General features: G+C 40.5%; 21 protein-coding genes. 13 read left to right on the top strand and 8 right to left on the bottom strand.

Going from position 1 to position 25,589, the window contains the following annotated elements; genetic code table 11:
* Positions 1 to 13: 13 nt before the first annotated feature.
* Both LEP1GSC203_RS18845 and LEP1GSC203_RS18840 read left to right on the top strand, forming a co-directional pair.
* Complete coding sequence (locus LEP1GSC203_RS18845) at positions 14 to 1,192, top strand: AZOBR_p60025 family cell surface glycopolymer formation protein (RefSeq protein ID WP_002975668.1); 1,179 nt, start codon at positions 14 to 16, stop codon at positions 1,190 to 1,192.
* Positions 1,189 to 2,013: a 1,4-dihydroxy-6-naphthoate synthase gene (locus LEP1GSC203_RS18840; RefSeq protein ID WP_002975659.1), complete on the top strand. Its 825-nt coding sequence runs from the start codon at positions 1,189 to 1,191 to the stop codon at positions 2,011 to 2,013. Before LEP1GSC203_RS18845 ends, LEP1GSC203_RS18840 begins: the two co-directional genes overlap by 4 nt.
* On the opposite strand, the gene LEP1GSC203_RS18835 is transcribed toward LEP1GSC203_RS18840, so the two are convergent.
* The 4 genes from LEP1GSC203_RS18835 to LEP1GSC203_RS18820 all read right to left on the bottom strand — a co-directional run bounded on the left by LEP1GSC203_RS18835 (position 1,999) and on the right by LEP1GSC203_RS18820 (position 7,381).
* Positions 1,999 to 4,509 (bottom strand): discoidin domain-containing protein, encoded by a 2,511-nt coding sequence (locus tag LEP1GSC203_RS18835; protein WP_002975734.1) that lies wholly within the window; start codon positions 4,507 to 4,509, stop codon positions 1,999 to 2,001. The two genes, LEP1GSC203_RS18840 and LEP1GSC203_RS18835, sit on opposite strands and share 15 nt — an antisense overlap.
* Before the next feature lie 51 nt (positions 4,510 to 4,560).
* Positions 4,561 to 5,448: a helix-turn-helix domain-containing protein gene (locus LEP1GSC203_RS18830; protein ID WP_002975794.1), complete on the bottom strand. Its 888-nt coding sequence runs from the start codon at positions 5,446 to 5,448 to the stop codon at positions 4,561 to 4,563.
* A gap of 375 nt (positions 5,449 to 5,823) precedes the next feature.
* Complete coding sequence (locus LEP1GSC203_RS18825; RefSeq protein WP_002975773.1) at positions 5,824 to 6,645, bottom strand: ParB/RepB/Spo0J family partition protein; 822 nt, start codon at positions 6,643 to 6,645, stop codon at positions 5,824 to 5,826.
* The gene (locus LEP1GSC203_RS18820) at positions 6,629 to 7,381 is read right to left on the bottom strand and encodes a ParA family protein (protein ID WP_002975660.1); all 753 of its coding nucleotides are present in this window, start codon (positions 7,379 to 7,381) and stop codon (positions 6,629 to 6,631) included. Before LEP1GSC203_RS18820 ends, LEP1GSC203_RS18825 begins: the two co-directional genes overlap by 17 nt.
* Before the next feature lie 230 nt (positions 7,382 to 7,611).
* Between LEP1GSC203_RS18820 and LEP1GSC203_RS18815 the strand changes: the two genes are divergently transcribed.
* The 10 genes from LEP1GSC203_RS18815 to omp85 all read left to right on the top strand — a co-directional run bounded on the left by LEP1GSC203_RS18815 (position 7,612) and on the right by omp85 (position 20,966).
* On the top strand, positions 7,612 to 8,928 hold the full coding sequence (locus LEP1GSC203_RS18815) for a helix-turn-helix domain-containing protein (protein WP_002975737.1): 1,317 nt from the start codon (positions 7,612 to 7,614) through the stop codon (positions 8,926 to 8,928).
* Between the two features lie 2 nt (positions 8,929 to 8,930).
* Complete coding sequence (locus tag LEP1GSC203_RS18810; protein WP_039938485.1) at positions 8,931 to 9,929, top strand: hypothetical protein; 999 nt, start codon at positions 8,931 to 8,933, stop codon at positions 9,927 to 9,929.
* 529 nt (positions 9,930 to 10,458) lie between these two features.
* Positions 10,459 to 10,884 (top strand): phosphatidylinositol phospholipase, encoded by a 426-nt coding sequence (locus tag LEP1GSC203_RS19710; protein ID WP_084765032.1) that lies wholly within the window; start codon positions 10,459 to 10,461, stop codon positions 10,882 to 10,884.
* Between the two features lie 866 nt (positions 10,885 to 11,750).
* A complete protein-coding gene (locus LEP1GSC203_RS19705) occupies positions 11,751 to 11,966 on the top strand; it encodes a hypothetical protein (RefSeq protein WP_084765029.1) in 216 nt (71 codons plus the stop codon).
* Positions 11,967 to 12,180: 214 nt separating this feature from the next.
* Complete coding sequence (locus LEP1GSC203_RS18795; RefSeq protein ID WP_002975770.1) at positions 12,181 to 13,464, top strand: MBOAT family O-acyltransferase; 1,284 nt, start codon at positions 12,181 to 12,183, stop codon at positions 13,462 to 13,464.
* 8 nt (positions 13,465 to 13,472) lie between these two features.
* Positions 13,473 to 14,993 (top strand): hypothetical protein, encoded by a 1,521-nt coding sequence (locus LEP1GSC203_RS18790; protein WP_002975651.1) that lies wholly within the window; start codon positions 13,473 to 13,475, stop codon positions 14,991 to 14,993.
* Between the two features lie 36 nt (positions 14,994 to 15,029).
* Positions 15,030 to 16,079 (top strand): aspartate-semialdehyde dehydrogenase, encoded by a 1,050-nt coding sequence (gene asd, locus LEP1GSC203_RS18785; RefSeq protein ID WP_002975677.1) that lies wholly within the window; start codon positions 15,030 to 15,032, stop codon positions 16,077 to 16,079.
* Positions 16,080 to 16,097: 18 nt separating this feature from the next.
* Positions 16,098 to 18,101 carry a hypothetical protein gene (locus tag LEP1GSC203_RS18780; RefSeq protein WP_002975778.1) on the top strand — a complete coding sequence of 668 codons (2,004 nt, stop codon included), beginning with the start codon at positions 16,098 to 16,100 and terminating at the stop codon, positions 18,099 to 18,101.
* Positions 18,102 to 18,105: 4 nt separating this feature from the next.
* Positions 18,106 to 19,539 carry a pyruvate kinase gene (gene pyk / locus LEP1GSC203_RS18775; protein WP_002975646.1) on the top strand — a complete coding sequence of 478 codons (1,434 nt, stop codon included), beginning with the start codon at positions 18,106 to 18,108 and terminating at the stop codon, positions 19,537 to 19,539.
* Positions 19,540 to 19,544: 5 nt separating this feature from the next.
* Entirely contained in the window at positions 19,545 to 20,966 is a 1,422-nt protein-coding gene (omp85, locus tag LEP1GSC203_RS18770; protein ID WP_002975664.1) for an Omp85 family outer membrane protein, read from the top strand.
* A gap of 16 nt (positions 20,967 to 20,982) precedes the next feature.
* Here the strand turns inward: omp85 and LEP1GSC203_RS18765 are convergent, their stop codons facing one another.
* The 4 genes from LEP1GSC203_RS18765 to LEP1GSC203_RS18750 all read right to left on the bottom strand — a co-directional run bounded on the left by LEP1GSC203_RS18765 (position 20,983) and on the right by LEP1GSC203_RS18750 (position 23,896).
* Positions 20,983 to 21,285: a P-II family nitrogen regulator gene (locus tag LEP1GSC203_RS18765; RefSeq protein ID WP_002975612.1), complete on the bottom strand. Its 303-nt coding sequence runs from the start codon at positions 21,283 to 21,285 to the stop codon at positions 20,983 to 20,985.
* Between the two features lies 1 nt (position 21,286).
* Positions 21,287 to 22,264 (bottom strand): sodium-dependent bicarbonate transport family permease, encoded by a 978-nt coding sequence (locus LEP1GSC203_RS18760; protein ID WP_002975637.1) that lies wholly within the window; start codon positions 22,262 to 22,264, stop codon positions 21,287 to 21,289.
* An 8-nt stretch (positions 22,265 to 22,272) separates the two neighbouring features.
* Complete coding sequence (locus LEP1GSC203_RS18755; RefSeq protein ID WP_002975782.1) at positions 22,273 to 22,953, bottom strand: carbonic anhydrase; 681 nt, start codon at positions 22,951 to 22,953, stop codon at positions 22,273 to 22,275.
* A 205-nt stretch (positions 22,954 to 23,158) separates the two neighbouring features.
* Entirely contained in the window at positions 23,159 to 23,896 is a 738-nt protein-coding gene (locus LEP1GSC203_RS18750; RefSeq protein WP_039938479.1) for a pirin family protein, read from the bottom strand.
* A gap of 108 nt (positions 23,897 to 24,004) precedes the next feature.
* Here LEP1GSC203_RS18750 and LEP1GSC203_RS18745 point away from each other — a divergent pair, with 108 nt between their 5' ends.
* Positions 24,005 to 25,588, top strand: coding sequence for a methyl-accepting chemotaxis protein (locus tag LEP1GSC203_RS18745; protein WP_002975744.1), 1,584 nt, complete (start codon positions 24,005 to 24,007; stop codon positions 25,586 to 25,588).
* The last annotated feature ends 1 nt before the right edge of the window (position 25,589 follow it).

Below are 25,589 nucleotides of genomic sequence, written 5' to 3'. Positions count from 1 at the left end.
AATCTGTTAAATTTTGCAAAATGGAAGTGTGAAACGGCACCAACTTTGGTTTTTATTGATTTTTTTCCTTTTAGGAGTAGGGGGACTCATCTACTTCAAAACAGCTCCTTACGAACACTCCCTTTCCGCTCTGATTGGGATTTGGGAAGGTTTTTACGAAATCAATCCAAACCTTGTTGATCCACAATTTGTAATCTACAGATCAGGTGGTTACGACGGTCAGTTTTTCTATTTTCTCGCAAAAGATTTGTTTGTTGGTGGCGACTGGGATCTTATCGTAGATTCTTACCATTTCCGCTTTCACAGAATGGGACTTTCTCTCTTTGCGGGTGCCGTTTCCCATGCAGTTGGATTTTCCAATTATCCCTTAATCACTCTTTTGTTTTTGCTGTTAACATTTTCCGCCTCCGTCTTTTGTTTGTACTCTCTACTTCCAGAATCAAAAAAATGGTTTATTGTCTTTTATCTATTTTCTCCTTACTCTTTAAATGCAAATCTACTTCTTGTAGCCGATTCTCTCTTTGTCAGCTTTGGAATCATAGCTTTCTACTTCTTTAAAAACAAAAAAGACCTTCTCGCAGTTTTCTTTTTTCTACTAATGGTTATCACTCGCGAGTTAGGTGTCTTATTTCTTATACCCATTGTGTACAAGGCTCTTCTTGAAAAGAGAGGAAGAGAAGTTTTACTTTATTCCCTTCCTGGTGTCGCATTTCTTTGTTTGGTGGCTTACGGCAGGATACAACCTCCAAACCACTTGGGAACCAATCCTCTTGGATTTCGGGATATGACAGACTTCCCGCTATTCGGTTTTTGTAAAAGTTTCTACGATGCTGGATCTTTTCAGTTCAAACCAAAAGAGTTCCCAAAAATTCTCTTTTTTATCTCTTTTATCGCACTTTCTGTCGTCAGTTTACAATCACTGAAAGAATCCTTTTCCAACAATATCCCTCTACTCATTCCGATATTTGGAAGTTTGTTTGTAATCCTCATTGCAGAAGAAGGGTATTGGCGATCATTCGATAACTTAAGCCGGATGTTCACACTCATTTTGCCTTTTTCCTTATTACTAGAAGGGGCTCTAAAAAGACCATTTTTACGTTTATTTCTAGGTATTTCGATTACCTTGTTCTTATTTTTAATCATCCGGATCCTCTGGATCACACCCACCAAGGAGTTTTTCTTAAGTCCATGATATCTCTTGCCTATTCCCCATGCCCCAATGATACTTTCCTCTTCTACCACTTGACCCGTAACGCCAGTTATCCTGTAAAAGAAGAATTATATGACGTAGAGAACCTGAACGAATTTGCTTTCCAGGGTAAATTTCCTGTCACAAAACTTTCGTTTGCCGCCTACTTTCAAATCATCGACAAATATATTTTACTGGAAACAGGATCGGCTCTCGGGAGAGGTTGTGGCCCTTTACTTGTCCGAAAGAAGAATTCCAAAACTGATCTTACCAATTACAAAAAACTTTACATTCCAGGGATGTTAACTACAGCTAACCTACTTTTGTCTTTATATACGAATGGAAAACACACTCCAACAGCATTACGTTATGATGAAATCATTCCGAAAGTGATGAGTGAGGAAGATAGCCTTGGTGTAATCATTCATGAAGAAAGATTTACCTACGAAGAACGAGGAATGGAAAAGGTAGTGGATCTTGGAGAATGGTGGGAGGAATCTACCGGTTATCCCATTCCTTTAGGCGCCATTGCCATCCGCCGCGACATACAAAAAGTTGAGGCTCTCCAGTTCCAAACCAATCTAAGAAAAAGCCTTAGCGACGCTTACTTAGAACCCAAAGAAATGATGGATTACATTCGCTTCAATTCGCAAAACAAAGATGATGCGGTAATCAAATCTCATATTAATTTGTATGTAAATGAATTCACAAAAAATTTAGGAGAAGAAGGGCACGGAGCCGTGGAATATCTTTTGAAACGAGCGATTGAGGCAGGTTTTATCAAAAAACCTACCCCATTGCCTTTGTTTTTAGGAGAAAGTTAACATACAAAGGATATTCCCTTTGTCTCGTTTGCAGGCTTCAATCGCCTTTGCTACAAGCATTCCTGGTTTTAATTTTGTAGGATCTGCTTTCACTGCATGACCAGAGGATAATCCAGAAACCAAAAGATCTCCCGGATAAATGGGCACTTGTGTTGCATCCACATGCATTTTTGTAATTCCCAGAAGGGCAACAAGAACATATTCTACAGCCTTTTCTTGTTTTCCAAAAACCACATGAGCATTTGTGACACATACTCCAATGACATTTGTAGAGTAGGGGTGTTTAGACCTTCCCAGAACTCCCGGTTCTTCGGTTGCCACCAGTAAATCCCCTGCAGTTACTACATCCTTTCCATCCAATCGAAAGTAACGAGCAATACACTCTTCACCACCTTCTTTTGTAATGCGAAGGTTCCCTTCAAACAAAGACTCACCATTGGCATAGATGGCTTTGCCGGATCCAGAAAGTTCCAGTTCAGGAATTCCTTTTCCATCCACTACAAGTGCAAAATCTGATTGAGAAAGAAACCTTCCCCCAGGCGCCGTAGTTCCGGCACCTAAGATTCCTGCCGATTGTTTGGATGACTTCCCTTTTGATAAACCATACACACCGATAGAGTCTCCAAAACCAGTAACTCCAGTTCCTGCAGATACACCCACAACCCCGGTTCCTACTTTTGTATTCTTTCCGTAAATCACAGCATCATTTGTTTGCGGAGGAACAAATCCTTTAGAAGAAGCTTCTGCCTCTCCAGTGATTTTCAAAAGTCCTGTATGTGAATTAAAATCATGTTCTTTTTCGGCATATGGATGGGTGTGTGGCTTCGGATCTCTTTTATCTGACAATCTAGGATCATCAGAAAGGACTACCTTACCCGGAACCGCTTCTCCATGATTTGCAAGTAAAACAATACCTGCATCATGAAATCCAGCCTTTGCCAATCGTTTGTCACTTCCTTGGACTACAGCTCCAGGTTTCGTTTCACCAGAGTGGGCCAATTGTACTATCCCATGTATCTCCGTACTCGCATGTTTGAGACGTTTGTCATTTCCTTGGACAACGGTATTTGGCTCTTCACCACCGTTAGGTGCTAGTTGCACAATCCCTTTGGCAGTATTTGTGGCATCTCTAAGTCTTGGATCATCCCCGGTGACCACTTTATCAACAGCCACTTCTCCAGAATCAGCCAGTTGCACAAGACCTATGGATTTTTTCGTGGCAACACGAAGACGAGAATCATTTCCTTGGACTACTACTCCAGGACGAGTTTCGCCATCTAACGCGAGCTCAACGATACCGGGATGGTCGGTGGAGGCACTTCGCAAACGTTCATCATCTGATTGCACCACAAGCCCTGGTCGCGCTTCCCCACTTCTTGACAACCGAACCAGGCCATGGGTGAGTTCAGTGGCGATTTTTAGGCGTTTATCATTTCCTTGAACAGCCACTCCTGGTTTTTCTTCTCCGTCTGAAGCCAATTCCACAATTCCGCGGTATTCCGTCGTTGCATCACGGAGACGTCTATCATTAGCCTGAACCACAACACCTTCTTTGACTTCTCCATCCACTGCAAGGCGAATGATTCCCGAACGAAGCACTGAAGCATAGGGGAGTGGTTCTCTCGTCGGACCTCCGGAATCTTTTTTATCTGCACTAGAGTATAACTCAAGTTCTATGACTTCCGTAATGTAGTCTTTTTTGTTTGGTTGTTTTTCTTGGATAAATACCAGTTTTAAATATCGTAAGTTGACTGCAGGAAACCGCCATTTATACCAAGTGCCAGGTTCTGACAAAAAGAAGTTCTCTTCATGTAGTTGGTGCCAAGTAATATCATCTTCACTATAATAGGTTAAAAATCTCTCTGGGAAATTTGTGATTGGATCATTTTTTGTGAGCATTCGCATTTCTTCAATGCGGTTCACAGAGCCCATATCCAAAATTAAATATTCCTCTTCTGGTTCTTCTTTCTTTTTGGAAGACCATCCATAATCAGGCCTTGTATCAAAAAGATTTTCTTTCACATACAGACGGTCCAACTCAGAACTTGCTTGGATGGATTGGACACCGGTAACCTGTATCTTCAATTGACCAAAACTAATCCGGTTTTTCCCGTTACTGGCTTTTCTTGAAATTTTGGAAACAAACTTCACATAACGGGCGCTAGTAAGAGAAAAAAGCCATTTAGCCGAAGTTTTGAAGGACTTACGAAAGGAAGACTCTTGCAAAATTGGTTCCCAATACTTTCCATCATGAGACAATTCAAATCGGAAAGAGTCGGGAAAAAAGTCCAAACCATCTTTCCCAGGCAAAAGTTCGATTCCATTAAAATATACAACATCATCAAATTTAAAGATGATGGAGGATAGAGAGGACTGCTCCTTTTCTTCAAAAAAGGATAAAAATTCTTCGTTTTTGACTTCGAAGGTTCCCGAAGTGGAAACTGATTTGATCGGTAATGAGTAGGGGTGGCTTGTGCGGATTAAATGATCTTTCATTGCGCTTTTTGATTCTGATTCCTTCCAAAAAATACCGTTTTTCTTTCCAGTCTATCGAATTTCACTGAGGCGCGATCCTTCTTCTTTTTCTGAAAATACCACAAGGACCGCGGGTTTCACTCGTTCCGTAAAATACATATTCACGATTTGGCGTAAATGTCCCTGTAGGGGGGAAATCACAATAATCACATTCCCATCTGTTTCTACCTGCACATTGCCGAGTTGGTTCCAAGAAGATTGGGTCAACTCCTTGCTTGCCCAAGATAAAAATCCTGCCCAAGAAGCCGGATGAGATAGACTTTCTTCAGTAGAAACATTCTGCCCAGTTTTAAGCACTTCCTTTCTTTGCATAGAGACCAGCTCTCGGCAGAGAGACTGGACATAGGAGACGTTTGATTCCATATGCAAGGAGACCGCCTTTTTATAGGCTTCCAGCGCAATCTCAGGTCCAAAGAGTTCCACCAAAGTTTCGAATGCTTTTTTCTCTTCCTTTTCTTTGCCTAATTCCCCTGATGCGGGCACCGCAGGTAGATTGTTTGTATTAGATATAGTTATATTAATATGGTTAGGGGTTCCGTCAGCACCCCCCTTTCCGGCAAGTTTCGAACCCCCAGAGGTCTCCGTTTCGGAATCCCTGAGGGTTATGTTTGTATCCCCCAGAGGGGTAATTCTGGATCCCTCATAATGGAAGGAAAAGTGATACCGGGTGGAAGTTCGTCCGTTACCGGGGACTTGGTAGAGTAGGCCCGCCCTGGTGAGTTCTTTTTTGGCAGATACAATGGATTTTTTAGTTTTGAATCCGGTAAGCCTCATCAATGTTTCTGTATTGGGCCAAACTGGTTTGAAGTTGTAGTCACTGAATTTCAATAAGACCGGGTAGAGTGTTTTGGCCGCATGGGATAGGCCAGCCCAAACACCAGAATCTATGATGTCGGTCATCAGTCGGATATAGGGATGCCGCTGGTCGCTCACAAAAGCTCCTCCGCTTTTCTGCAAAAATTAAACCAAATTTAAGCAAATTTTACGAAGGAGTTGACATTATCTGACATAATGTTAATTATGTCTCATCCAACAACATTCCTTCGGGAAACCCCGACCCCCTGGTGTTCCAGGGGAATTTTTTTATATTTCGGGTTGGGATACTACAGATCCCCCGTCTCTTGGATTACAAGAAACGCCTGCTCAAACTCAAATCACTTTTATTATGTCACATTATTGTCGGATTCCGGCAGATGTCAAGTTCGTACAGCATTTTTCCTGAGCTGTACTAAAAATTTTTTTCCTAAGTACTTGACTGCTTAGTACTTGTCTGGGTTATGCCGAATCTCCGTATTTTTTTACCAATTCTTTACGAACGAATTTGTAAATGTCTCCGAGTAAAATTTCGTCATCCGACAAAATCTGAATCCCTGTTCCTGTCCTTCTGATTTTGTAACCAGAAAATAAGGAGTTTTTTGCCGCATTCGGTTCACCCGATTTCATCTGTTTGTTAAAATCTTTTGCATCCCTCACCGTTTTCAAAGCCCCTTGATGGAAGAGGGTTAAAAAATCGTCGAGGCTTCCTTTTTTTGCAGCTTGGGCTGCTTGGACCAAAAGGTTCTTATTGTAGATTTCATTTTTTTTACATTTATCGAGGTCTTCTTTAGACATCGAGGTAATGGAAAGGACTTCCGTCATATAACTGCGACTTTTTCCAAAAAGGTCACCTAACTCCTGATCGGTGTAGTTGTGGGAGTTTTTCAAAAAAAGTAGGGCATCCACCTCTTCGTAGGGGGACAAGTTTTCTCTTTGTAGGTTTTCAATGACGGCTAATTTATAGATTTCTTTGTCAGGACGATTTAGAATTTTACATTCAATTTCGATCCAGCCGAGCGATTTGGCCGCATGGTATCTTCTTTCCCCGGCAATGATTTTATAATGACCTTCCCGTTCCCCTTTGGAGACAATGATCGGTTGTAAAAGTCCATCGACCTTTAAGGTCTGTGCGAGCTCTTCGATCCCTTTTTTTCTTTCCTGTCTCGGTTGGTGTTCGGAAGGTAAGATCCTGTCCATCCGAATGGTTCGAATGGTCCCATCCAAATTTTCCGCTTGGTAGATGTCGGCGAGAGTTCCGAGGCGTTTACTTTTTAAGCTCATTTAAAACCTCCTCTATAAAACCTTCATATTCTTGAGACTGGCGAGAGGTCCTGTTGTAATCGAAAACAGATTTTTTTGCCAGATGGCTTTCTCCGATCGCCACTCCGTCCGAAATGGTATGTTCGAAAATTCGGAAGTATTTGGTTAAAACGGGAAGGATGGTTTTTGTGAGTAGGGTCTGGGGTTTGAGCTGGGTAATGAGAGCTCCTAAAATTTCTAACTCCGGGTTGATCCTTTTTTTGATCGAAGAGATGGTTTGTTGTAAGCCCATAATTCCATCCATGGAGAATTTTTCTGCCTGGAGGGGAATGAGGACGTAGTTTGCGGCCACAAGACTGTTCACTGTGAAAATGGAAAGAGATGGGGGGCAGTCAATAATCACAAAATCAAATTCTTTGATGGCGGCAAGGGAGTCTCTTAATATATAAGGAGCCTCCACAGAGTTTACAGAAACTGTTTCCATTTCCGCCAAACGCATGCTAGATGGCGCTACCCACAAATGCTCGTTATATGCCGGGGTGATGATTTCTTTAAGGCTGGCAGAATTTTGAAAGAGGTGGGCAAGATCCTTTTCAACTGTCTCTGGATTCAGAAAAATTCCCGTAGAATTGGCCTGAGGGTCCATATCAATGAGTAGGGTTTTAAGATTGCGACGGGCCAACCCCATGGCAAGATTCAAAGAAGTAGTCGTTTTTCCTTCTCCGCCTTTTTGGTTTGCAACTGCAATGGTGATCATCTATCTCTATTTTCCCTTCCCAAATGGTATGCTTTCCTGCCGAAAATTTGGGATCAATTGTATTTTTAGAATGGAGCAAAAAAAGGATTTTTTGGTCTCTTCTCTCTTCATTGTCGGACATCCGACATACTGAAAATTAGCAAAAACTATCTCCTTTCTTTTGGTCGGACATCCGACATTCAAATAGGTACGTACTTGACAAAGTGATTAAATTTAAACAGTTTCATAGCATGCCATCTCAAGCCATTTCCCTACTTGCCTCTGAAAAAACAGGCAAGGATTGGATGGATTCTGTCCTACCCAAATTGTGGGAAGGGCTATGTACAGAGCTTGGTTTCTCCGCTGGTGTGGTTGTCCTAAAGGTCGAGAAGGAAGATTCATTTTATGAATCTGCGAGTTTTGGATATGGAGAAGATGGATTTTATTATTCCTTTTTGAATCGTGGTTCTCTGCACTGGGAAGAGTTAATGCACTCCCAGGAACCAGTATTTTTTTCTGGTTCAGAGTTTGAGTTGTTTGGTAAAAAAACAAATGCGATGGCCATTCGGATTCGATCCAAACAGACAGAAATTGGATTCTTACTTACGGAAATGGATGAATCCCTTCCTTTTCCTGCAGGAATTTTTCTAACATTTTTTGCAGAAAAAATTGGGAACGAATGGGGTAAAACGCAAAAGGATATGGTGAGTATTGAAAAACCGACTTCAGACAATTCACATACTTTATACCGCTCTGAAATTCCCAATTTGGATCTAGCAACTTCGGAATTTACGAAACAAAAAATCCTTACCATTCTCGGACCTTCTGGTTCTGGGAAAAAAACATTGGCCAAATGGATTCACCAAACCCAGTTACCGGGAGCACCTATTTTAGTGGTAGAATCCTTGCCGGACCATTTTGGGAAGTTGGAAAAAGCCCTCGCCCTTTGGGGAGAAGAGTCTAGGTTTGGAAGTTTGGTCCTTGTTGGAGTCCAGGCGCTTAACTTAGGGCAACAACAAATCCTTTCTGATTGGTGGTTCAAATCCGGGTATTCTGGATCTTTATTCCTGCTAGGACCCGAAGAAATGGGCCAAGAATTATTACCTGAATTTGAAAGATTTTTAAGGAAAAATTCGTTGGTACTACCATCCCTCAGGTTCCTTCCCAAAGCAAAATTGCAAACTTTGGTTCAGGCCATATTTGAAGAATTATGTGATTCTCAGAACCGATCGGGTTTGCAATTAGGGGCAAAGAGTTTGCAGGAATTAATATCTAGATCCTATTCAGAAAATTTTACGGACTTACGAAATGCAATTCTCACTGGGATTTTGACTTGCCGGACGAACCAAGTGGAGCCGGCAGATTTGGAACCTGGGAAATTTAAGATGGATTTAGAGATTCCCGATGCGGAAGATTTAGACTTGCGGCGTGGAACAGAGGCCTTAGAAAGGCAGAAGATTCTTCTGGCTATGCGGATCTTTTCTGGCAACCAAATCCGAATGGCAAAGGCCTTAGGTATTTCGAGGGGATCCCTCCAATATAAAATGAAACAACTTGGTTTAATGTAAAGATGGATGATACTGTATACGAAGAGCGGAAGACCCCTGCCGGTTTTCTCGTCAAAGTCCGACTTTCCAAGCTGACCTACGTTGTTTTCACTGACACCGGCCCGGAAGTTCCCAAAGGTGCTAGGAATAATTCCATCGTGGTCAATGTCCCTCGGGTGGGTTTTTTTGGGGACGATTTTGATGTTTCCCATTTCCATTTAGGAGAACTTTCCTTTGTCAACGTGAAAGCCGGGAAACTGGTCATCCCTTACCAACACGGGTTTTCCAACGAAATCAAAACCATTTATTTGGGGACAGGAAGCCTAAGCGACGTCCTCCCCGTAGTCATTTACCATTATAAGAATAAAGAAGAATTAATGGCCGCTTGGGAGAGGGGAGAACATGCCCAGTTTCTAGTGGTCGATGAAGAAATTCCTAGATCGGACATGGTTTCTTTTAAAATCCGCTATCCTAGTATGAATATCCTTGTGATCAAAAAAAGGATCAATACTTCCGCAGAATCTCAGTCCCCCAAAACTGATGAGTCCAAAGACAAGGGAGTGGTCGACTATGACAAGGTTCGAGCGACTGATGTTGCTAAAAACCAAAACCTCAACACCTATAGCGAAAACCCCGTGTTTTTGGCAAGGATCCACCTCCGAGCTATGGAGTTGGATAAAGTAAAACAGCTCCTTTTGGATTTCCACCTCTCTTCCGATGATGTCATGTTCATCCGAACTTTTTTGGATGTAATGATCAAAAACGAATTAAAAAAACCAGAATTGGATGTAGTCAAACCTCAGCTGATTGCAATGACGGAAGCCTTTCGATTGGCAGTGCTGATTTTGGAATATCGTGTGGAAGATTTTGAAAAAGAATTGGACTCAGGATTTTCAAAAGAAATCTCCCATATGATTTATGCCCTCCTTGCGAAGGAACAGGAAACTGCCCAAGACCTCGAACATGAAATTGTTTTGTGGGAATGGAAACTTCGAGTGCGTTCGCAAATCATCAAAAAATAGCCAAAATCCTCTAAAAAAAGCTTTATTTTTCTATGATTTCGATGAAAACTGAGGTTAATCCTATGTTTTTCTTGGAAAATTTAAAAAATCTGGCACAAAAGTTGCAAAAGAGCACCCTATTGGTTTTGCTCTCTGTATTTTTTATATTTCCTATGTCGGGTCTTTTTGCAAACGAGTCCGACCTTCCCGTCATCATTCCTGCTGACGAACTTCTCACTCCTATTGAGCTTCGCGATGGTTTGGTTCTTGAGGTAAAGGTTCCGGACAATACGGAACTTACTTTCGAAAAAATCTCTCCACAAGAAAACCAACTAACAGAAGACTACATTTCTTTCGATGAGTCTCCTCTAGGGAGAATCATTTTCACTGAAGTTTCAGCGATTGCGGAGGGATCCGTGAAAGAGACTGGATTTTCTTCCAAAATCCAAACATCGGGAATCAGCAAAGCATCTATAGTTTTTGAGAAAGGGCCAGAGCATTTCTCTGTAAAATCGATTGCCAGCCCAGGACTTTTTGGTTTTCTGGGGATATGTCTCAGCCGAAGCGAGTTGCCTTCCAAAAATTCCTCAATGCTATGCGAAAACTCTCTACTGAAGTCAATGACTCGGAGATCTGCAAACGATTGGAAATTCTCATGGCAACCAGTAAGGACGATCTCCCAATCGCTGTGGTCAACCAGCTCTTGCAGGATCCTAAGAACTTCGATCCAAAGTCCATCCATGAGCCATATACTCAATATGTCCGACATTTCATCTACATGGTCAAACGCAATGGAAGGGTCCCCAGTGACCTTCTGGCCGGAGAAGAAGACAAATCTTCTGGTGATCGCACAGGTCACAAATCAGCAAAAAAACAACCATCGAGTCGTTCTAAGACGAAACGTAGTACATCCAAACCCACAAGTCCTGTAAAGAAGGGGAAGTCTTCCTCTAAATCTACTTCTAAAAAGTCCTAAAACAGTCAGTTAGTCTTTTCTCAATCTCCTCCTGTGTGCACCACAGGGCCATTTCTCGAATCCAAGCAATTTAGGGACATAATGGTCCTCCTGCAAAAAATGACCATTTTTAAGCATTTATTGGGTGTTTCCTCGAAGAAGGGCTTCGCTGGGATGGATAGTTCACTCCGCCGCATTTGAATTGCCTAAAATTAGGCAATTAACTAAAAACACTGTCGCCTGAGTAATTGCCGAAAACAAGTCACCTAACCAAAGTTCACTCTTCTATGGCTGTTCTCGTCAGGGCAGCTAGTGTTCGCTCCAGGGCGACCGGAGGAGGGCATGCCCTGCTTCGGGCTGGCAGCGGGGAGTCATTTGTGAGATATGCCCAATTACGGCCACCGTATCTTCGGGAATCTTTAAGAAAAATGTTGTTACAAGTATCCTTGGAAAAACTGGGAAAGGGGACCAAGGCATTGCCACCCTTTCGGTTCTGTGGCGAAATTTGGTCAGGTCCCTGTGAGAAGTGCGAAACCTAATTTCGCATCGTGTTTCTAGAAATTTCCTTTTTGTAGCCTATTTGATCGAAATTCTCAATGATCCTAAGGAAGCCTCTGTTCGACAGACTGGAAGTTTCCTTAGGGCGGGAAGAAGAAGGAATTTGGCAGGAAGTGCCCAGTTCCCGACATTTAGCCCCTATCAGAAGAAAAAAGCATCGAAAATTTGCCTCCATTGGCAGCTGTAAATCCGCAAAGCAAAAGCCCCGGCAAAAAGGGGATTTACTGCCAAGTTGTCATGTGTAGCGAAATTGCATACCCATGTAAAATTGGCAGTAAATCGAATAGTGGTTGCCACTTGGGGGCACACGACTGAACGTTCTTTCTATTATGGCGGAAACGATACGGCTTAGGGTGAAATGCCATGCCTGCTCCAATTTGATCGAAGGAACGGCAAAATATGGCTCGGGACACTTTGTTCCAGAAGGGATTGTATTTGAATTTGTGGCAGTTGGGAAAGTAGAGGGAGCTCAGGGGCGTAGAGTCAAAGCAGAAGTGACTTGTACCTGCCCCAACTGTGGAGTAAAATGCAAATACAGTGTATAATTGATTAAATATAGTCAAAAATATGCTTTTTAATTCAGCAGTTTTTGCCCTCTTCCTTACCGCTACACTTTCGATATGGCTAGTTTTACGCTTTTTATTGATTAAATATACTCAAAAATTGGTCTTTAATAGATGGCTGATTGGCTTAATTTTAGTCATTTATTTGCTTGTTATAAGCGCGATTTTCTATGGCTTCTGGAATCCAGTTTATTTTTTGCTACTCTTTTGGGTGGCTTTAGTAGATTATTCCTTAGCGAGACTGCTCGGCGCTGTCATTTCTGTCCCATGGCGTAGGTTTATTTTGGCGATTTCCCTTGGGAATAGCTTGGGAATTTTGGCATTTTATAAGTATGGACATTTTATTGCTGAAAATTGGGCAATAATATTGAATTTCCCTCCTCCTTCTCCTGATTTTTGGGCTCATTGGCTTCTCCCTGTAGGCATATCCTTTTATACCTTCCAGTCGATCTCTTATTTAGTGGATGTATATAGAAGGGAATTGCAACCGGAACGGAAGTTTTTCTCCTATCTACTTTTTTTGTCCTTTTTTCCACAGTTGGTGGCGGGTCCCATTGTGTCGGCCAAATCCTTTTTGCCTCAAATTCGTAGACCTTTGTCATTTTTGAGAACCCCTGTTCTCTTTGCGGTTTTTCTCATCCTACTCGGTTTATTTAAAAAAATGGTTTTGGCCGACCATTTATCGGAAACTTCAGACTTTAGTTTTTTGAGGCCAGCAGAGGTAACTACTAAGGCTTTATGGATCGGGATGTTTTCTTATTCACTACAGATCTATTGTGATTTTTCAGGTTATACTGACATTGCCCAGGGGACGGCACTTCTTTTTGGCTTTCGTTTGCCGGAAAATTTTAAAATGCCCTATCTTGCCGATGGATTTTCTGAATTTTGGAATCGTTGGCATATTTCACTCTCCCAGTGGCTAAAAAAATACATCTACATTTCTCTTGGTGGCAATCGCGTCGGCAAACTCCTCACCTATCGAAATCTATTTCTGGTGATGGCCATTGGTGGGCTTTGGCATGGGGCTTCTTGGAATTTTGTCATTTGGGGAAGTTGTCATGGGATTTTACTAATTTTAGAAAGAGGAACAAAAGGGAACCGGTTTGGGAGTTTTTCCTTTCTTAGACCGTTACGAATTCTTGGGACTTTTTTGGTAGTGAGTTTTCTTTGGGTTTTCTTTCGAAGTGTTGATTTTACTAATTCTCTGTGCTACCTACAGGGGCTTTTTGTTAAAAAAGAAGGTATTTCTCTGCCTTACTCAATGGAAATGAACTTTCTTTATTGTTTGCTGGTGATCGTAATTGGCCATATACTAGGTATTCTTTATTTTAAAGACAATAAGCAGTTGTTAGTTGCATTTGAAAAATGGCAGAATTCCTTAGGAAAAACTGCATTTTTTGGGATCTTTGCCTCAATTGTAATGATTTTGATTGTTTTGTTTTCGGCCGATAGTAAACCTTTTGTGTATTTTGTATTTTAGGTGGGTATATGAAACAAAGAATCATTTTTATATGCCTCTTTTTGGTTTCGCTGTTTGGCATCGATTTTTTAGTTTTTAAGAAACTCCAATTTATTTTGCCAAATGAATCTCCTTGGAATACGAACCATTTTTTCAATTTTTTATATGAATATGAAAGGATTCGAAATCTTCCCAAAACCAAAAAAAGAATCATTATCGTCGGAAGTTCTGTCGCCTACTATTCCATTGATGCGGGCAAACTAAAAGAAAGTTTACAGAAAGATTTTTCTCTCGATGTGGATGTGTTTTATTTAGCGTATGCGGGGAATAGCCCCCTTTATGTTTATCTTTTGTTAAATTGGCTGGATCCATTGGAACCAGACCTTGTAGTGTATCCGGTCAATTTTATTGACTACAGGCTTCACCGAACCTACGTTATGTTTCCGGAAGGTAGAAATGATTCTGTTGAGGAATCATTAGTTGTAAAAGATGCACTTACTTTTACAGAGGCTCCGCAATCTTTGTGGGTGTTTCCTTGGGAGACTTTGCGCGAAGTGGGATCTTCCATGGATTGGGATACTTGGTCTCGTTATGTACTTTCGTCTGGATTTTCTTTTTATCGATACAAAGACATTTATCTACAAAACTTGCAGAATTTAATGCAACATCGTTTTGGTCGTAATACTAGTTATCATGCATACGCCGGAGTTCTCATTCCAGAGGGGATCAATGGTCTAGGATGGACCGGCCAACAGTTTAGTTTTTTCCCCACAAACAAAATGAAAAACAAAGGATTTTGGGTGGAAGTCACTTCTTTCCTTTTGGCGGGGAAACCATGCAGGATGGAAATTTCGAACGGGACTAGCAAACAAGAAATTTTACTCAAACAAGAAGGTTGGATTCGCCTACATTTGGATTCAAAATTCTTCGAAGATAAAAAGTTAATCACTGTAAAACTGGAGCGGGTGTGGTTTGCCAACCAGGCTACGGGTGCTTATTTGGATTACCACTTTGATCCCATGGGAGTGCGATTAGAACAGACTTTTGGTTTGGATGAGGCTAGGTCAGGAATCCAATACGAAAGGGATCCAAGAACAGAAGACTTTCGGTATTTAGGAATGAAAGACGAAGATTATCGGAAATACTTCCAATACCGATTGCTTGAGGGATTAGAAAAACGACCAGGGATTGGTTACCTTGTCGCCTTAAAACTGGCAAAAGAAAGGATCCGCGAAGAGTCCTTTCGGCCGTATTTCCACTTCCGGTATTTGAAAAAAATTGCAGATCATTTCAGAGAACGTAAGGTCCCTTTTTTACTCATTAACAATCCTGAAAATCCAATTTCACTAGATTGGTACGAAGATTCCCGCTGGTATCGGGATCACTTGGCCTATTTACAGTCTTTGGCGGGTGGGTCTGTAACTTATTGGGACATCCACCGAAGTTTGCCCATGCAAGGATTTTCCGACTTCCATCACTTTACCTATGTTGGAATGGAACAAATGAATCCGATTTATGCTAAAAGAATTGGAAATCTCTTTCCGAAATAGGATGTTTTTCAATCCTTACAATAGATAAGGAATTTTATGGAAAAAATCAAAGTTGGAGTCCTGGGAGCAACAGGTTCCGTCGGTCAAAGATTCATTCAACTTTTGGAGAATCACCCTTATTTCACGGTGACTCATTTGGCAGCTTCAGAAAAAAGTGCCGGCCAAACTTATGGTGAGGTAATGAAATCTCGTTGGAAGATCTCATCCGATATCCCTGCATACGCGAAAGACATTATCATCTCTTTACCAAATCCTGAAGTGACGAAGGGCGTACAACTCGTGTTTAGCGGTCTGGATGCATCGATCGCTGGAGAAGCGGAAACTGCTTATGCGGAAGCCGGGGTGATGGTTCTTTCCAATTCTAAAAATCATAGGATGGATGCTAATGTTCCCATTCTTTCTGCGGAAGTGAATGCACACCATTTGGATGTTTTACAATTCCAGAAGACAAAAGGAAAAATCATTACCAATTCCAATTGTACGATTATGGGAGTTACTATTTCCTTAAAACCTCTGATGGATGCTTTTGGACTTAAGTCAGTCATGTTATTTTCTATGCAGGCCATTTCTGGTGCGGGATATCCGGGAGTTCCCACTATGGACATTCTTGGAAACGTTGTGCCTTATATTGGTGGCGAAGAAGACAAAGCAGAAATTGAACCACAGAAATGTTTGGGCACAGTGAAAGATGGAATCATCAAGTCGGCAGATTTTAAAATTTCTGCTCATTGCAATCGTGTTCCTGTTTTTGACGGACATACGGTTTGTGTCTCCGTTTCCTTTGACAAAAAACCAAAAAAAGAAGAGATTCTTAAGGTTTGGGCCGATTTTCAAGGGGAACCGCAGAAATTGGGATTGCCGTTTGCACCAAATCCGGCTATTCTCTACCGCGAAGAAAATGATAGGCCTCAACCGCGTCTTGATTTGGAGACAGGAAGGGGAATGACGACCGTTGTTGGAAGGCTTCGGGAAGATCCCATTTTAGATTGGAAATGGGTAGTACTTTCGCATAACACCATTCGAGGTGCAGCGGGTGCTGCAATTTTGAATGCTGAGTTATTGTATAAAAAAGGATTTTTTAACTAAGGACACTCGCCGAATACCATGTTGGATCCAAACCTCCCGGAATTAAAAGTAATGGATTACACAGCCTGCCTGCAAAAAGTGCAGGCTATGGATTCACGGGGGGATTTTTCCTACAAAGGGATCTATAAAGTTCTACTAGTGATCTTTGAATGGACGGATAAGTTTTTGCAAAACAAAGTCCTTCCCAATGTAGAACAAATTGAACGCGATAGTTCCATTGACCGAGATCGTACAGAAAACTATGTGATCGATTTAAGTTATAAACAAAATCCTGCCATTATCAGAAAGATGAATGTCCTTGAATTTCATCCGAATGAACCTGGCGATCCAGAGAACCCAAAGACATTTATCAAACACAACACTGTATTTGCACGACCCACTACCTCTGATGGAGGGACTGCATTCCGTTATGCGCTTGGCTTAAACGAACTTTCCACTGCCGCCATAAAGGGTTGGTTTAATGAAAAAAGAAAGTATGTCGGTAAAGAAAAGATGCGCAAAGTCATCAAAGCGGCGGTCGACTCTAACAGGTTGTTTGATACTTATGCATCCACAGAAATTGGAAATTTGTTCCAATGTCCTTACGACAAAACAAAAGTACAAAAGGATGCAACCATCATCATCCATTTGAAGCCCATCTTGAAACAGTTGGTAGATGATAAAATCTTATTTTTCTTCCGAAATGATTCTGCATCTAGGCCAGCCAACAAAAGTGTATTTCTTTATAATCGCCCTTCGGAAATTGCAGATCGTTATGATGGATATATCGATTATACGAAAAATACAATTTACCCGGCTCTAAAAAATTTGGGAGTCATGGGTGAGATCACCGAAGATTCATGGAGTAACCCACGTAATCTATTAACAGAGATTAAAGGGTATATGAATGATTCCTATGGAGACCAAAAAACTCTCATTGAAGAGTGTTTGGTTTTGAATGAAATTATCGAAAAAGATAAAGAACGAGAAGAAAAACAAAAACGTAAACAACAGGTCGATGACTTGATGGCTTTCCTAGCAGAAGCTGGACGTATTGTTGAGGTGAACTTACTTCGAGTGAGTGGAGAGCCACTGACAGATGAATTTCGTGCTAATTTACTTTCACAACCTGAACTTTTATATACAGAATACGCAGACAACAAAGTCTATAATGAATTTATACTTCATAAATCTTGTATTCCACAAGCCATTGAATCGGCTAAAAGAACTTTTCAAATCAAACATTCGGACTTAGAAATCAGAGTTTTAAATCAAATGAATGTCACTCTTCATTTGAATGATGAAAGTCCGAAACGACTATTAGAAGAGATCGAAGCACAAAGTTTGTTTCAATTTCTACCGCTTTTCACAAGGATCTGGCGAATGATTATGGGGAGTATGGTTGTTCATAAATTTGAAATTCCTCCCATCAAAGCAAGATTGCAACAACAGCTAAACAGAGATTTGGCGAGCCAAAAAGCTAAAAAAATATCCCAGGAAAAAGATCGTCTTGTTAAGGCCCGATTGAAAGAACGAGAAGAAGCTGAAAAAGATGCAGAAAAAAAATCCAAACAGTCGCAACAAACTACTGCATCTACTTCGGGTTTCAATGGTGGTGAAGAAGATTCTCCTGAACCGGTCAAACAAGGGAGTCCTGAAGAAGAGAAAAAATGGAAGGAGTCCATTGAGGCCATTATTCGTATTTTAGATGAGGCTTGGGAGTTTGGGGTATATCCAGACCGTGAGTATGTGCTTTCGAAATTAAATGGAAAGTTTACTGAAGAGAATTTGATATTTTTTTTGAAGAAGTTTGGTGGAAAGGAAATCTACAGTTTTCCCATAAGAAACCAAAGAGAAAAGTTCCCTTGGCCGATTCTTATCTCTACTGGATACCTAAAAAGGTATGGCAAAAAACTTTTAGACAAAGTGAGTGCAGAAAGCGACCGCCAACGAAGCGAAAAATTTCCGAACCAAGAGAAATTTGACATTGCGGAATCGCAATTAGACTTTCTGAATAGAATCTTACCTCGGTTAAAACCTTAAAATTATGCCTGCTATTGAACAACTTAGAGCTCGAAAAACAAAAATCGTTTGTACCATTGGTCCTGCGACCGCCACCAAAGAAATGATCCGAAGTTTGGCTTTGGCTGGAATGAATATCGCAAGGCTCAATATGAGCCATGGTGATCATGAGTTTCATAGAAAGATCATTCGTATTATCAAATCATTAAACAAAGATGAATTACACAAACATCCGATTTCTATCCTTCTTGATACCCAGGGACCAGAAATTAGAACTGGAGATGTCCAAAACGACCTCCACTTAAAAGTCGGAGAGACTTTTACTTTTCATATCATTCCAGGAATGGAAGCGGAAGCACAAAGTGTTTTTGTAAATTACAGAGATATAGTAAAAGATTTGAAAGTAGGCGACAAAGTCACTGTGGATAACGGACTCATCAACTTGGCAGTGCAAGAGATCCGCGAAAACGAACTCGTTTGTACAGTATTAGATGGTGGAAAACTTGGATCCAGAAAACATATCAACCTTCCAGGGATCCGCGTAAATTTACCATCAATCACTCCTAAAGATCTCAAAGACATTATTTTTGGGTTAGAAGAGGATATTGATTTTGTGGCATTGTCTTTTGTCCGCTCGCAAGAAGATGTGATCCAACTTCGTGGTATTATTGATGAAAAAAATCACCATGCGCAAATCATCGCAAAGATTGAAGACCAAGAAGGTTTAAAAAACTTAGATGCCATCATTCGCGAGTCCGATGGAATCATGGTGGCTCGAGGAGATTTGGGAGTTGAGATTGAAATCGAAGAACTTCCTATTGTACAAAGACGAATCATAAAACGTTGCCAAGAAGAAGGGAAACGTGTGATTGTTGCCACTCACTTATTAGAATCTATGATTCAGAATCCTTCTCCTACAAGAGCAGAAGTGACAGACGTTGCCAATGCTGTGTATGAAGAGGCCGATGCCATTATGTTGTCTGGGGAAACAGCGATGGGGAAATTCCCCGTGCGTTGTGTAGAGATGTTAGATAAAATTGCACGTCGTATGGAGTTGTCTATCAACCTAGGACTTGCAGCACAAAGAAAACCAAAAGACCAAAAAGAAGAAATGGCTCGTTCTGCGGCCAATTTAGCTGATTCGATGCAAGCCCATGCCATCATTGCCATCACACGTCGTGGGATCACGGCGAATAACTTGGCATCGTTTCATCCGAAATATCCCATTGTTCATGCGTTTACAAATATGACATCTGTTAGGCGGAAACTTTGGCTGACTCGGGGAGTGATTCCTTATCGAGTTGATTTTTCCTCTGATCCAGAAAAAACGATAAAACTTGCGATCCAAACTCTAGTGAATAATGGTTACCTCCAAATGGGAGAAAAGGTAGTAATCCTTTCTGATATTATCGCAGGGGAAGATCGAGTTGAAACCATCCAAGTTCGCGAAGTAAAATAAACAAAATGTTTTTTCGGAATCTGATTTCTGTGTTGGTCATAGTATCAACATGGGTATCGATTCCTCTTCATGCGGAAGAGAGAAAATCCGATGTGCCTGATTGGATTGGCGAATTTAAAAAGTTAGACGAGAAGGAACTTGCCAACAAAAAAGAAGGATGGTATGCTACAGGTCTACCGCTCTTTGGCAATGATGCAGTGAACGGCTCTGGTCTTGGAGTCCTAGCCAATATTTTTTATAACGGAACCAAATCGGATTCTTCGTTTAAATACACACCTTATGAACATATGTTCAATGTGGGAATTTACAGAACCAATCGCGGAACACAAAACAATTATCTTGCTTGGGATGCCCCATACTTTGCCGATACTGCTTACAGGCTAAGGGCCTATGTAGGACATGATGCAAGTTTCTATAATCAATATTTTGGAGTTGGAACGGAGAGTTTACAGCCACTGTATTTCAAAGATCGAAATATGGATGGTAGCCGTATTTCTCGTAATGCCACATACTCCGATTTCGAAAATGCCAATTCCTATTCGAGAAATCGAGGGCCAGGAAAAGAATTCACATCGAACCAACACTACCATGACTATCAATTTGAGACTACTTATGGACAATTTGCTGCCGATAAAACGATATTTCAAGTGTTTCGCGTTTGGGGTGGTGTAGAGTTTTCGAAAAATTCTGTTAGGCGGTATGATGGAACTTCGACGGAAGCCAGAGAACCTTTGACAGGTATTAAAGTACCTGCAACGGAAGATAGTTCCAAAATTACAGAAGATTCCAATTCCGGTAAAATCATTGGGATCAATGGTGGAAATTTGAATTATCTACGCGCGGGGATTGCCTATGATACGAGAGATTACGAACCCGATCCTGATCGCGGTTGGCTCATTGAATACAACATCAATAAAGCTGAAAGAACCATAGGATCGGATTTTAATTACATAAGACATTTTGCTCAGGCGAAGAATTTTTACCAACCTTTCCCGAAGCTTTTTGAAGAGTTTGTTATCGCGCAGCGAGTCGCTCTTACTAAAATTGAAGGGGATGTCCCTTTTTTTGAATACCGCTATCTTTTTTCCATTGATGGTCCGTTTGGTGCTCTTGGGGGACAAAACACTCTACGTGGGTATAGGCAAGAGCGTTTTTTTGGTCCAGTGATTGGGTTTTATAATCTTGAATTACGATACCGTGTGGGAAGTTTTTCCTTTTGGGATCAGTTCTTTCAGTTGAGTGTAGTTCCCTTTTATGATGTGGGTCGAGTCTGGGACAAATTACGTGAAGTGAATACTTTGAATTATAAACATGCCCGAGGGGTGGGATTACGGTTGATTTGGGATCAGGCAACCGTAATCCTACTCGACTATGCTTACTCGAAAGAAGACCAATTGTTTTATTTAGATATTGGTCATACATTCTAAATAATCAGTGTAGAATCTAATTGAATCTATCTTTACGGATTACTTCAACATCATTCATAAAGATTACCATAGGGTATTTATCAATGTATTTTTCAGCAATGATTTCGAAAATTCGGTGTGCTTTTGTTTCTGAAACCAAAGATTCCAATCGTATATTTTTTCCCTCCCAAGAGGTGAGATGTTTTTGATTTATCCCTTCACCAATTGCATCGCTAATGGTATATCCTTTAACAGCAACTGATTTTAATTCTTGAACCAATCTATCTTGAATAGCTTCATCAGCTATAATCGTAATTAATTTTGCTTTTTCCAATTTCATTTTAAACTCCATAAAGATATTGAGAAACTGAAAGATAAAGTGGTAATCCAATCGAAAGATTGAAAGGGAATGTAATCGCGAGTGACGATGTTAAATACAATGCGGGACTAGCTTCTGGAATTGCAATCCGAATGGCAGCAGGCGCAGCAATATAAGATGCACTTGCGCTAAGAGTTGCAAGGATTGTTGCACCACCCATTGACAATCCTGCATATTTTCCAAGAATCAAACCAAACATTGCATTACAAATAGGGAAGAGAATTCCGAAACCTATTAAGAATACACCTGCTTGTTTAAGGTCAGATAAACGACGACCGGTAACAATTCCAACTTCTAGTAAGAATAGAATTAGCATTCCTCTAAAGGGAACTTCGAATAAGGGGGCAAATTGTTCGTGTCCTTTTTTACCAGACAAGATGCCAATGATAAGCCCACCAATTAAGAGTAAGGTTCCTTTCCCGGTAAAAAGTTCGTGTGTGACTTTTTTCCATGATAAGTTTTCTTTTTCTTGAGATGAGTTTGTTTTTAATAAAAAGAGGGCCACTATAATTGCCGGAATTTCCATTATGGCCAACATACTCGGCATATAACCTTCATATGGAATATGAAGAGATTCCAGAAATGCAAGTGCCTCACTGAAGGTTACCGCAGATACAGATCCATAATGTGCTGCTAAAGCGGCAGAATTTGCTTTATCATATTTCCCAATTTTCGTAAGTAAAAAGTATGCGATTATAGGAATTGATATACAAAGAATTAAAGCTACAATCGCAGGTTTGTAAAATTCTTCAATTGAGGTACTGTTGAGTTTGACTCCCCCTTTTAATCCAATGGCAAAGAGTAAGTAAATTGTAAGCCCTGTATACATTCCATCAGGGAATTTTAAATCACTTTTAATCAGAGTGGCAAAAATACCTAATAAGAAGGCTAGGAACATTGGTGTTTGTAGATTGGCTATCAGAGAATTTAGTATTTCCATGTGATTTCCTACTTTGAAATTGACAGAATATATTCTTCATCGAGAAAACTTACTTTTCCTGTTTCTAAATCATAAACGGCTCCGACGATTTGGATTTGCCCATTGTTGTAAAGTTTAGAGAGGATTGGATCTAGTTTTCTAAGGGATGTAACTTGTAATGCAACGTTAGCTTTTACGGCATGTTCTAACCAATCACCTTCGAGGTGTTTTGTTTTCTCAGCAGCAGGTTTAATTGCATTGGTTAGCGTTATGATATGTCCAGGCACATCATTAGCTTTACAAGCTGCATTTACGGCTCCACAATTGGAATGACCGAGAACTACAACTAAGTTCACACCGAGGACTGCTACAGAGAATTCTATGGATCCCCAAGAGGCAAAAGTGGACACTTGCCCTGCTGTTCTTACGATAAACAAATCTCCTAATCCTTGGTCGAATATGATTTCGTTTGGGACTCTAGAATCAGAACATCCGACAATCGTTGCGAACGGAGTTTGTTTCTTTGATACCTCGCGAATCCTTTCTAAAGACTGGTTAGGTCGTTTTGAATTTCCCCTCGTGAATCTAATGTTTCCATCGATTAACTTTTGTAAGGCTTCCTCGGCCGAAACGCTTGTGTTACTTTCCGCAAAGGCATTGGAAGAAAGTGTAAAAAGAACGAAGCCCAAAATCCACTGGTAACTTTTCATTTTTAGTTCTCCTTCGATTTTTCCATTCGGGTGGAAAATCCTACTTTTAATAAGTTTGACTAATGTGAAGAAGGATTCACGAAAAAAAATTCGCATGATTTAGAAAAAAAATAGGCCCCTGGGAGGGGAAAGATAGGTTCTAAAAAAAGGTTTGGACCAAAGGGAAAAGGAGGAATCGGATTTGTTTGATCCCTCCTTTGAATTTCTACTTCATCGGAACTTCAATTACGAGTAGTTCCGATTTCACATCGGCATGGAACTTATATTCTTCTTTTCCCCAAAGTCCTACGGCATCTCTACGTTCCAAAACGGTATCATCTACTGTTAGTTTCCCTTGGATGAGAAAAGTGAAGATTCCTTGGCCCGGTGCATGGACTTGGTAAGAAAGTTCTTTGCCTGGCTCCAAAGTTGCCAATGAGAAGTAAGCGTCTTGGTTGATCCAAACGGCTTCTTCATCGATGGGAGAAACTACCGTTTGGAATCGGTTCACACGGCCTGCTTCCGAAAAAGTTTTTTGAGCATACCTTGGTTCGATGCCTGCCACCTTAGGAAGGATCCAGATTTGCAAAAAATTCACTTTTTTTTCACTGCTGTGGTTGAACTCCGAATGCATAATCCCTGAACCTGCAGACATAATCTGTACGTCTCCTGTGCGGATGATACCATTCGTACCTGTACTATCTTTATGGGCCAACTCACCAAAGAGGGGGATAGAAATAATTTCCATATTCTGGTGTGGATGGGTTCCGAAACCCATGCTTGGTTCCACAATGTCATCGTTTAGTACGCGAAGTGCTCCGAAGTTTGTTTTTTCGGGATGGTACCAGTGGCCAAAACTAAAGGAATGGTGGCTGTCCAACCATCCGAAATTGACATGCCCACGCTCGGAAGCTGGGTGGAGTTTTTTTCCTACGGAATTGCTGTTGGGTTTTAATGTTTCCATATTGAATAGTTTAATATTAAACTATATTTTGTCAACTGAGTTTCTTCTTTCAGAGGGTAAAAAAAGAAAATCACTTCCCTTTCACTTTCCTTTCTCGATCATCATCCTATGTCGACGAGAACTAGTTTAGAATCAAAAAAAACCAAAAAAAACTGGGTAGAATTGGGCCCTGTATACGTGAATCGAGTCAGGTTTCTTTTGGCGGGATTCTATATCATTGCTACCCTAGGTTCCTATAAAACTTCCACCACATTACAAACTACGAGTTATCTCGTCGGGATTACTTGTATGTTTTTGTATGGTGGGGTTCAGGCCTATTTGTTCAAAAAAGAAAAGTTACATGCGTTTTTTCCGAAGGCACTCATCATTTTGGACATAACGGTTTTATTTGCGGTCACAGCTTCCGGATTAATGGGAGGCAGTACAGTGGCGGCAGATTTAATCAAATCTCCCACTCTCTATGTTTTGTATTATTTTTATGTGGTGTATTCTGCATTTTTGTTTTCCAAACGAACTCTCCTTATGAGTACCTACTATTCCGCTTTTTGTTTGATACTAATTTTAGTGATCGGTTATGGACAAGGGGTTGCATTTAAAGAAGCAGAAGGATTACAAAGTGAAAAAGGAACGGTAGGTATTTCTAATGAAGTATTTAAAATTTTATTTTTAATTTGTTTTGGATATTTAACTTCTGCCGTTTTAAATTTATTAAACGAAATCAAAAACGAGTCAGAAGACCGACAAAAAATTGCAGAAACGGAAAGAACTACAGCAGATAATTTAAATCGTAATTTGGTTCAAGTTGGTTCTGATTTATTTAAAACTTTAAAATCAATCCGTGAAATCACAACGGATTTCAATAATCAAATTGAGTCACAAGATAAATCCATTCATGAATTGACTGAGTTTGTTTCCTCTTTTTCAGAAAGTATCCAATCTTCCGTGGATAATATAGGAAAACAACACAACCAAATCACTTTGTTAAACCACAAGTCAGATACGCTCAAACTTAGCATTTCTGAAATTGGAACTGTTGTGGAAGAATTGAATTCCAATATGAGTGATTTTCAAGATAGAAGTAATGTTCTATCACATACGGTAAAAAATTTAGAAGAAAGGCTTCGGTCTGTTAACGAATCTCAGAAAGAAGTGAGTGAAGTAAATGATATCATGGCAGAGATAGCTGACCGAACAAATTTGCTTGCACTTAATGCTTCCATTGAAGCCGCAAGGGCTGGAGAACATGGGCGAGGATTTGCTGTGGTCGCCCAAGAAGTTGCAAAATTGGCTGAAAATTCCAATGAAAACGCCACTAAAATCAAAAAAATCATCACAACTTCAAATCGATTCATCCAAGAAGGGACTGAGTTAGCTTCCGTTTCACTCCAACAGACAGAATCGCTCCAATCCAAATATGAGCTTCTAAGTGGAGTGATAAAAACGGCAACGAACAAAATCAGTTCTCAGAAAAATATAAATAACGAAGTATTAGAGTCTCTGGACTTAATTGAATCAATTTCAAAAGAACTGGATCAAGAATCCAAAATATTAAATCGAGACAAAGATCAAATGATCGCTGTTGTTCAAAAAATGGATGAAATCAACCGAGAAGTTGTTATTAATGCTAGAAAAGTTGGCGAAAATACTTTAAGTTTGGAAAAACAAGCTGCAGATTTAGCTGCTGAACAGTAGT

It is taken from the genome of Leptospira terpstrae serovar Hualin str. LT 11-33 = ATCC 700639 (genome assembly GCF_000332495.1).
Taxonomy (GTDB): domain Bacteria; phylum Spirochaetota; class Leptospiria; order Leptospirales; family Leptospiraceae; genus Leptospira_A; species Leptospira_A terpstrae.
This window is presented reverse-complemented; position numbering and strand designations above follow the sequence as displayed.

Excerpts from the sequence above, each read along its gene's own strand:
- LEP1GSC203_RS19710 (WP_084765032.1), top strand. The coding sequence starts at position 10,459 with ATGTCTCAGCCGAAGCGAGTTGCCTTCCAAAAATTCCTCAATGCTATG.
- omp85 (WP_002975664.1), top strand. The coding sequence starts at position 19,545 with ATGTTTTTTCGGAATCTGATTTCTGTGTTGGTCATAGTATCAACATGG.
- LEP1GSC203_RS18760 (WP_002975637.1), bottom strand. The coding sequence starts at position 22,264 with ATGGAAATACTAAATTCTCTGATAGCCAATCTACAAACACCAATGTTC.
- LEP1GSC203_RS18765 (WP_002975612.1), bottom strand. The coding sequence starts at position 21,285 with ATGAAATTGGAAAAAGCAAAATTAATTACGATTATAGCTGATGAAGCT.
- LEP1GSC203_RS18745 (WP_002975744.1), top strand. The coding sequence starts at position 24,005 with ATGTCGACGAGAACTAGTTTAGAATCAAAAAAAACCAAAAAAAACTGG.
- LEP1GSC203_RS18750 (WP_039938479.1), bottom strand. The coding sequence starts at position 23,896 with ATGGAAACATTAAAACCCAACAGCAATTCCGTAGGAAAAAAACTCCAC.
- LEP1GSC203_RS18815 (WP_002975737.1), top strand. The coding sequence starts at position 7,612 with ATGCCATCTCAAGCCATTTCCCTACTTGCCTCTGAAAAAACAGGCAAG.
- LEP1GSC203_RS18840 (WP_002975659.1), top strand. The coding sequence starts at position 1,189 with ATGATATCTCTTGCCTATTCCCCATGCCCCAATGATACTTTCCTCTTC.
- LEP1GSC203_RS18835 (WP_002975734.1), bottom strand. The coding sequence starts at position 4,509 with ATGAAAGATCATTTAATCCGCACAAGCCACCCCTACTCATTACCGATC.
- LEP1GSC203_RS18830 (WP_002975794.1), bottom strand. The coding sequence starts at position 5,448 with ATGACCGACATCATAGATTCTGGTGTTTGGGCTGGCCTATCCCATGCG.
- asd (WP_002975677.1), top strand. The coding sequence starts at position 15,030 with ATGGAAAAAATCAAAGTTGGAGTCCTGGGAGCAACAGGTTCCGTCGGT.
- LEP1GSC203_RS18755 (WP_002975782.1), bottom strand. The coding sequence starts at position 22,953 with ATGAAAAGTTACCAGTGGATTTTGGGCTTCGTTCTTTTTACACTTTCT.
- LEP1GSC203_RS18790 (WP_002975651.1), top strand. The coding sequence starts at position 13,473 with ATGAAACAAAGAATCATTTTTATATGCCTCTTTTTGGTTTCGCTGTTT.
- LEP1GSC203_RS18820 (WP_002975660.1), bottom strand. The coding sequence starts at position 7,381 with ATGATCACCATTGCAGTTGCAAACCAAAAAGGCGGAGAAGGAAAAACG.
- LEP1GSC203_RS18780 (WP_002975778.1), top strand. The coding sequence starts at position 16,098 with ATGTTGGATCCAAACCTCCCGGAATTAAAAGTAATGGATTACACAGCC.
- pyk (WP_002975646.1), top strand. The coding sequence starts at position 18,106 with ATGCCTGCTATTGAACAACTTAGAGCTCGAAAAACAAAAATCGTTTGT.
- LEP1GSC203_RS18825 (WP_002975773.1), bottom strand. The coding sequence starts at position 6,645 with ATGAGCTTAAAAAGTAAACGCCTCGGAACTCTCGCCGACATCTACCAA.
- LEP1GSC203_RS19705 (WP_084765029.1), top strand. The coding sequence starts at position 11,751 with ATGGCGGAAACGATACGGCTTAGGGTGAAATGCCATGCCTGCTCCAAT.
- LEP1GSC203_RS18810 (WP_039938485.1), top strand. The coding sequence starts at position 8,931 with ATGGATGATACTGTATACGAAGAGCGGAAGACCCCTGCCGGTTTTCTC.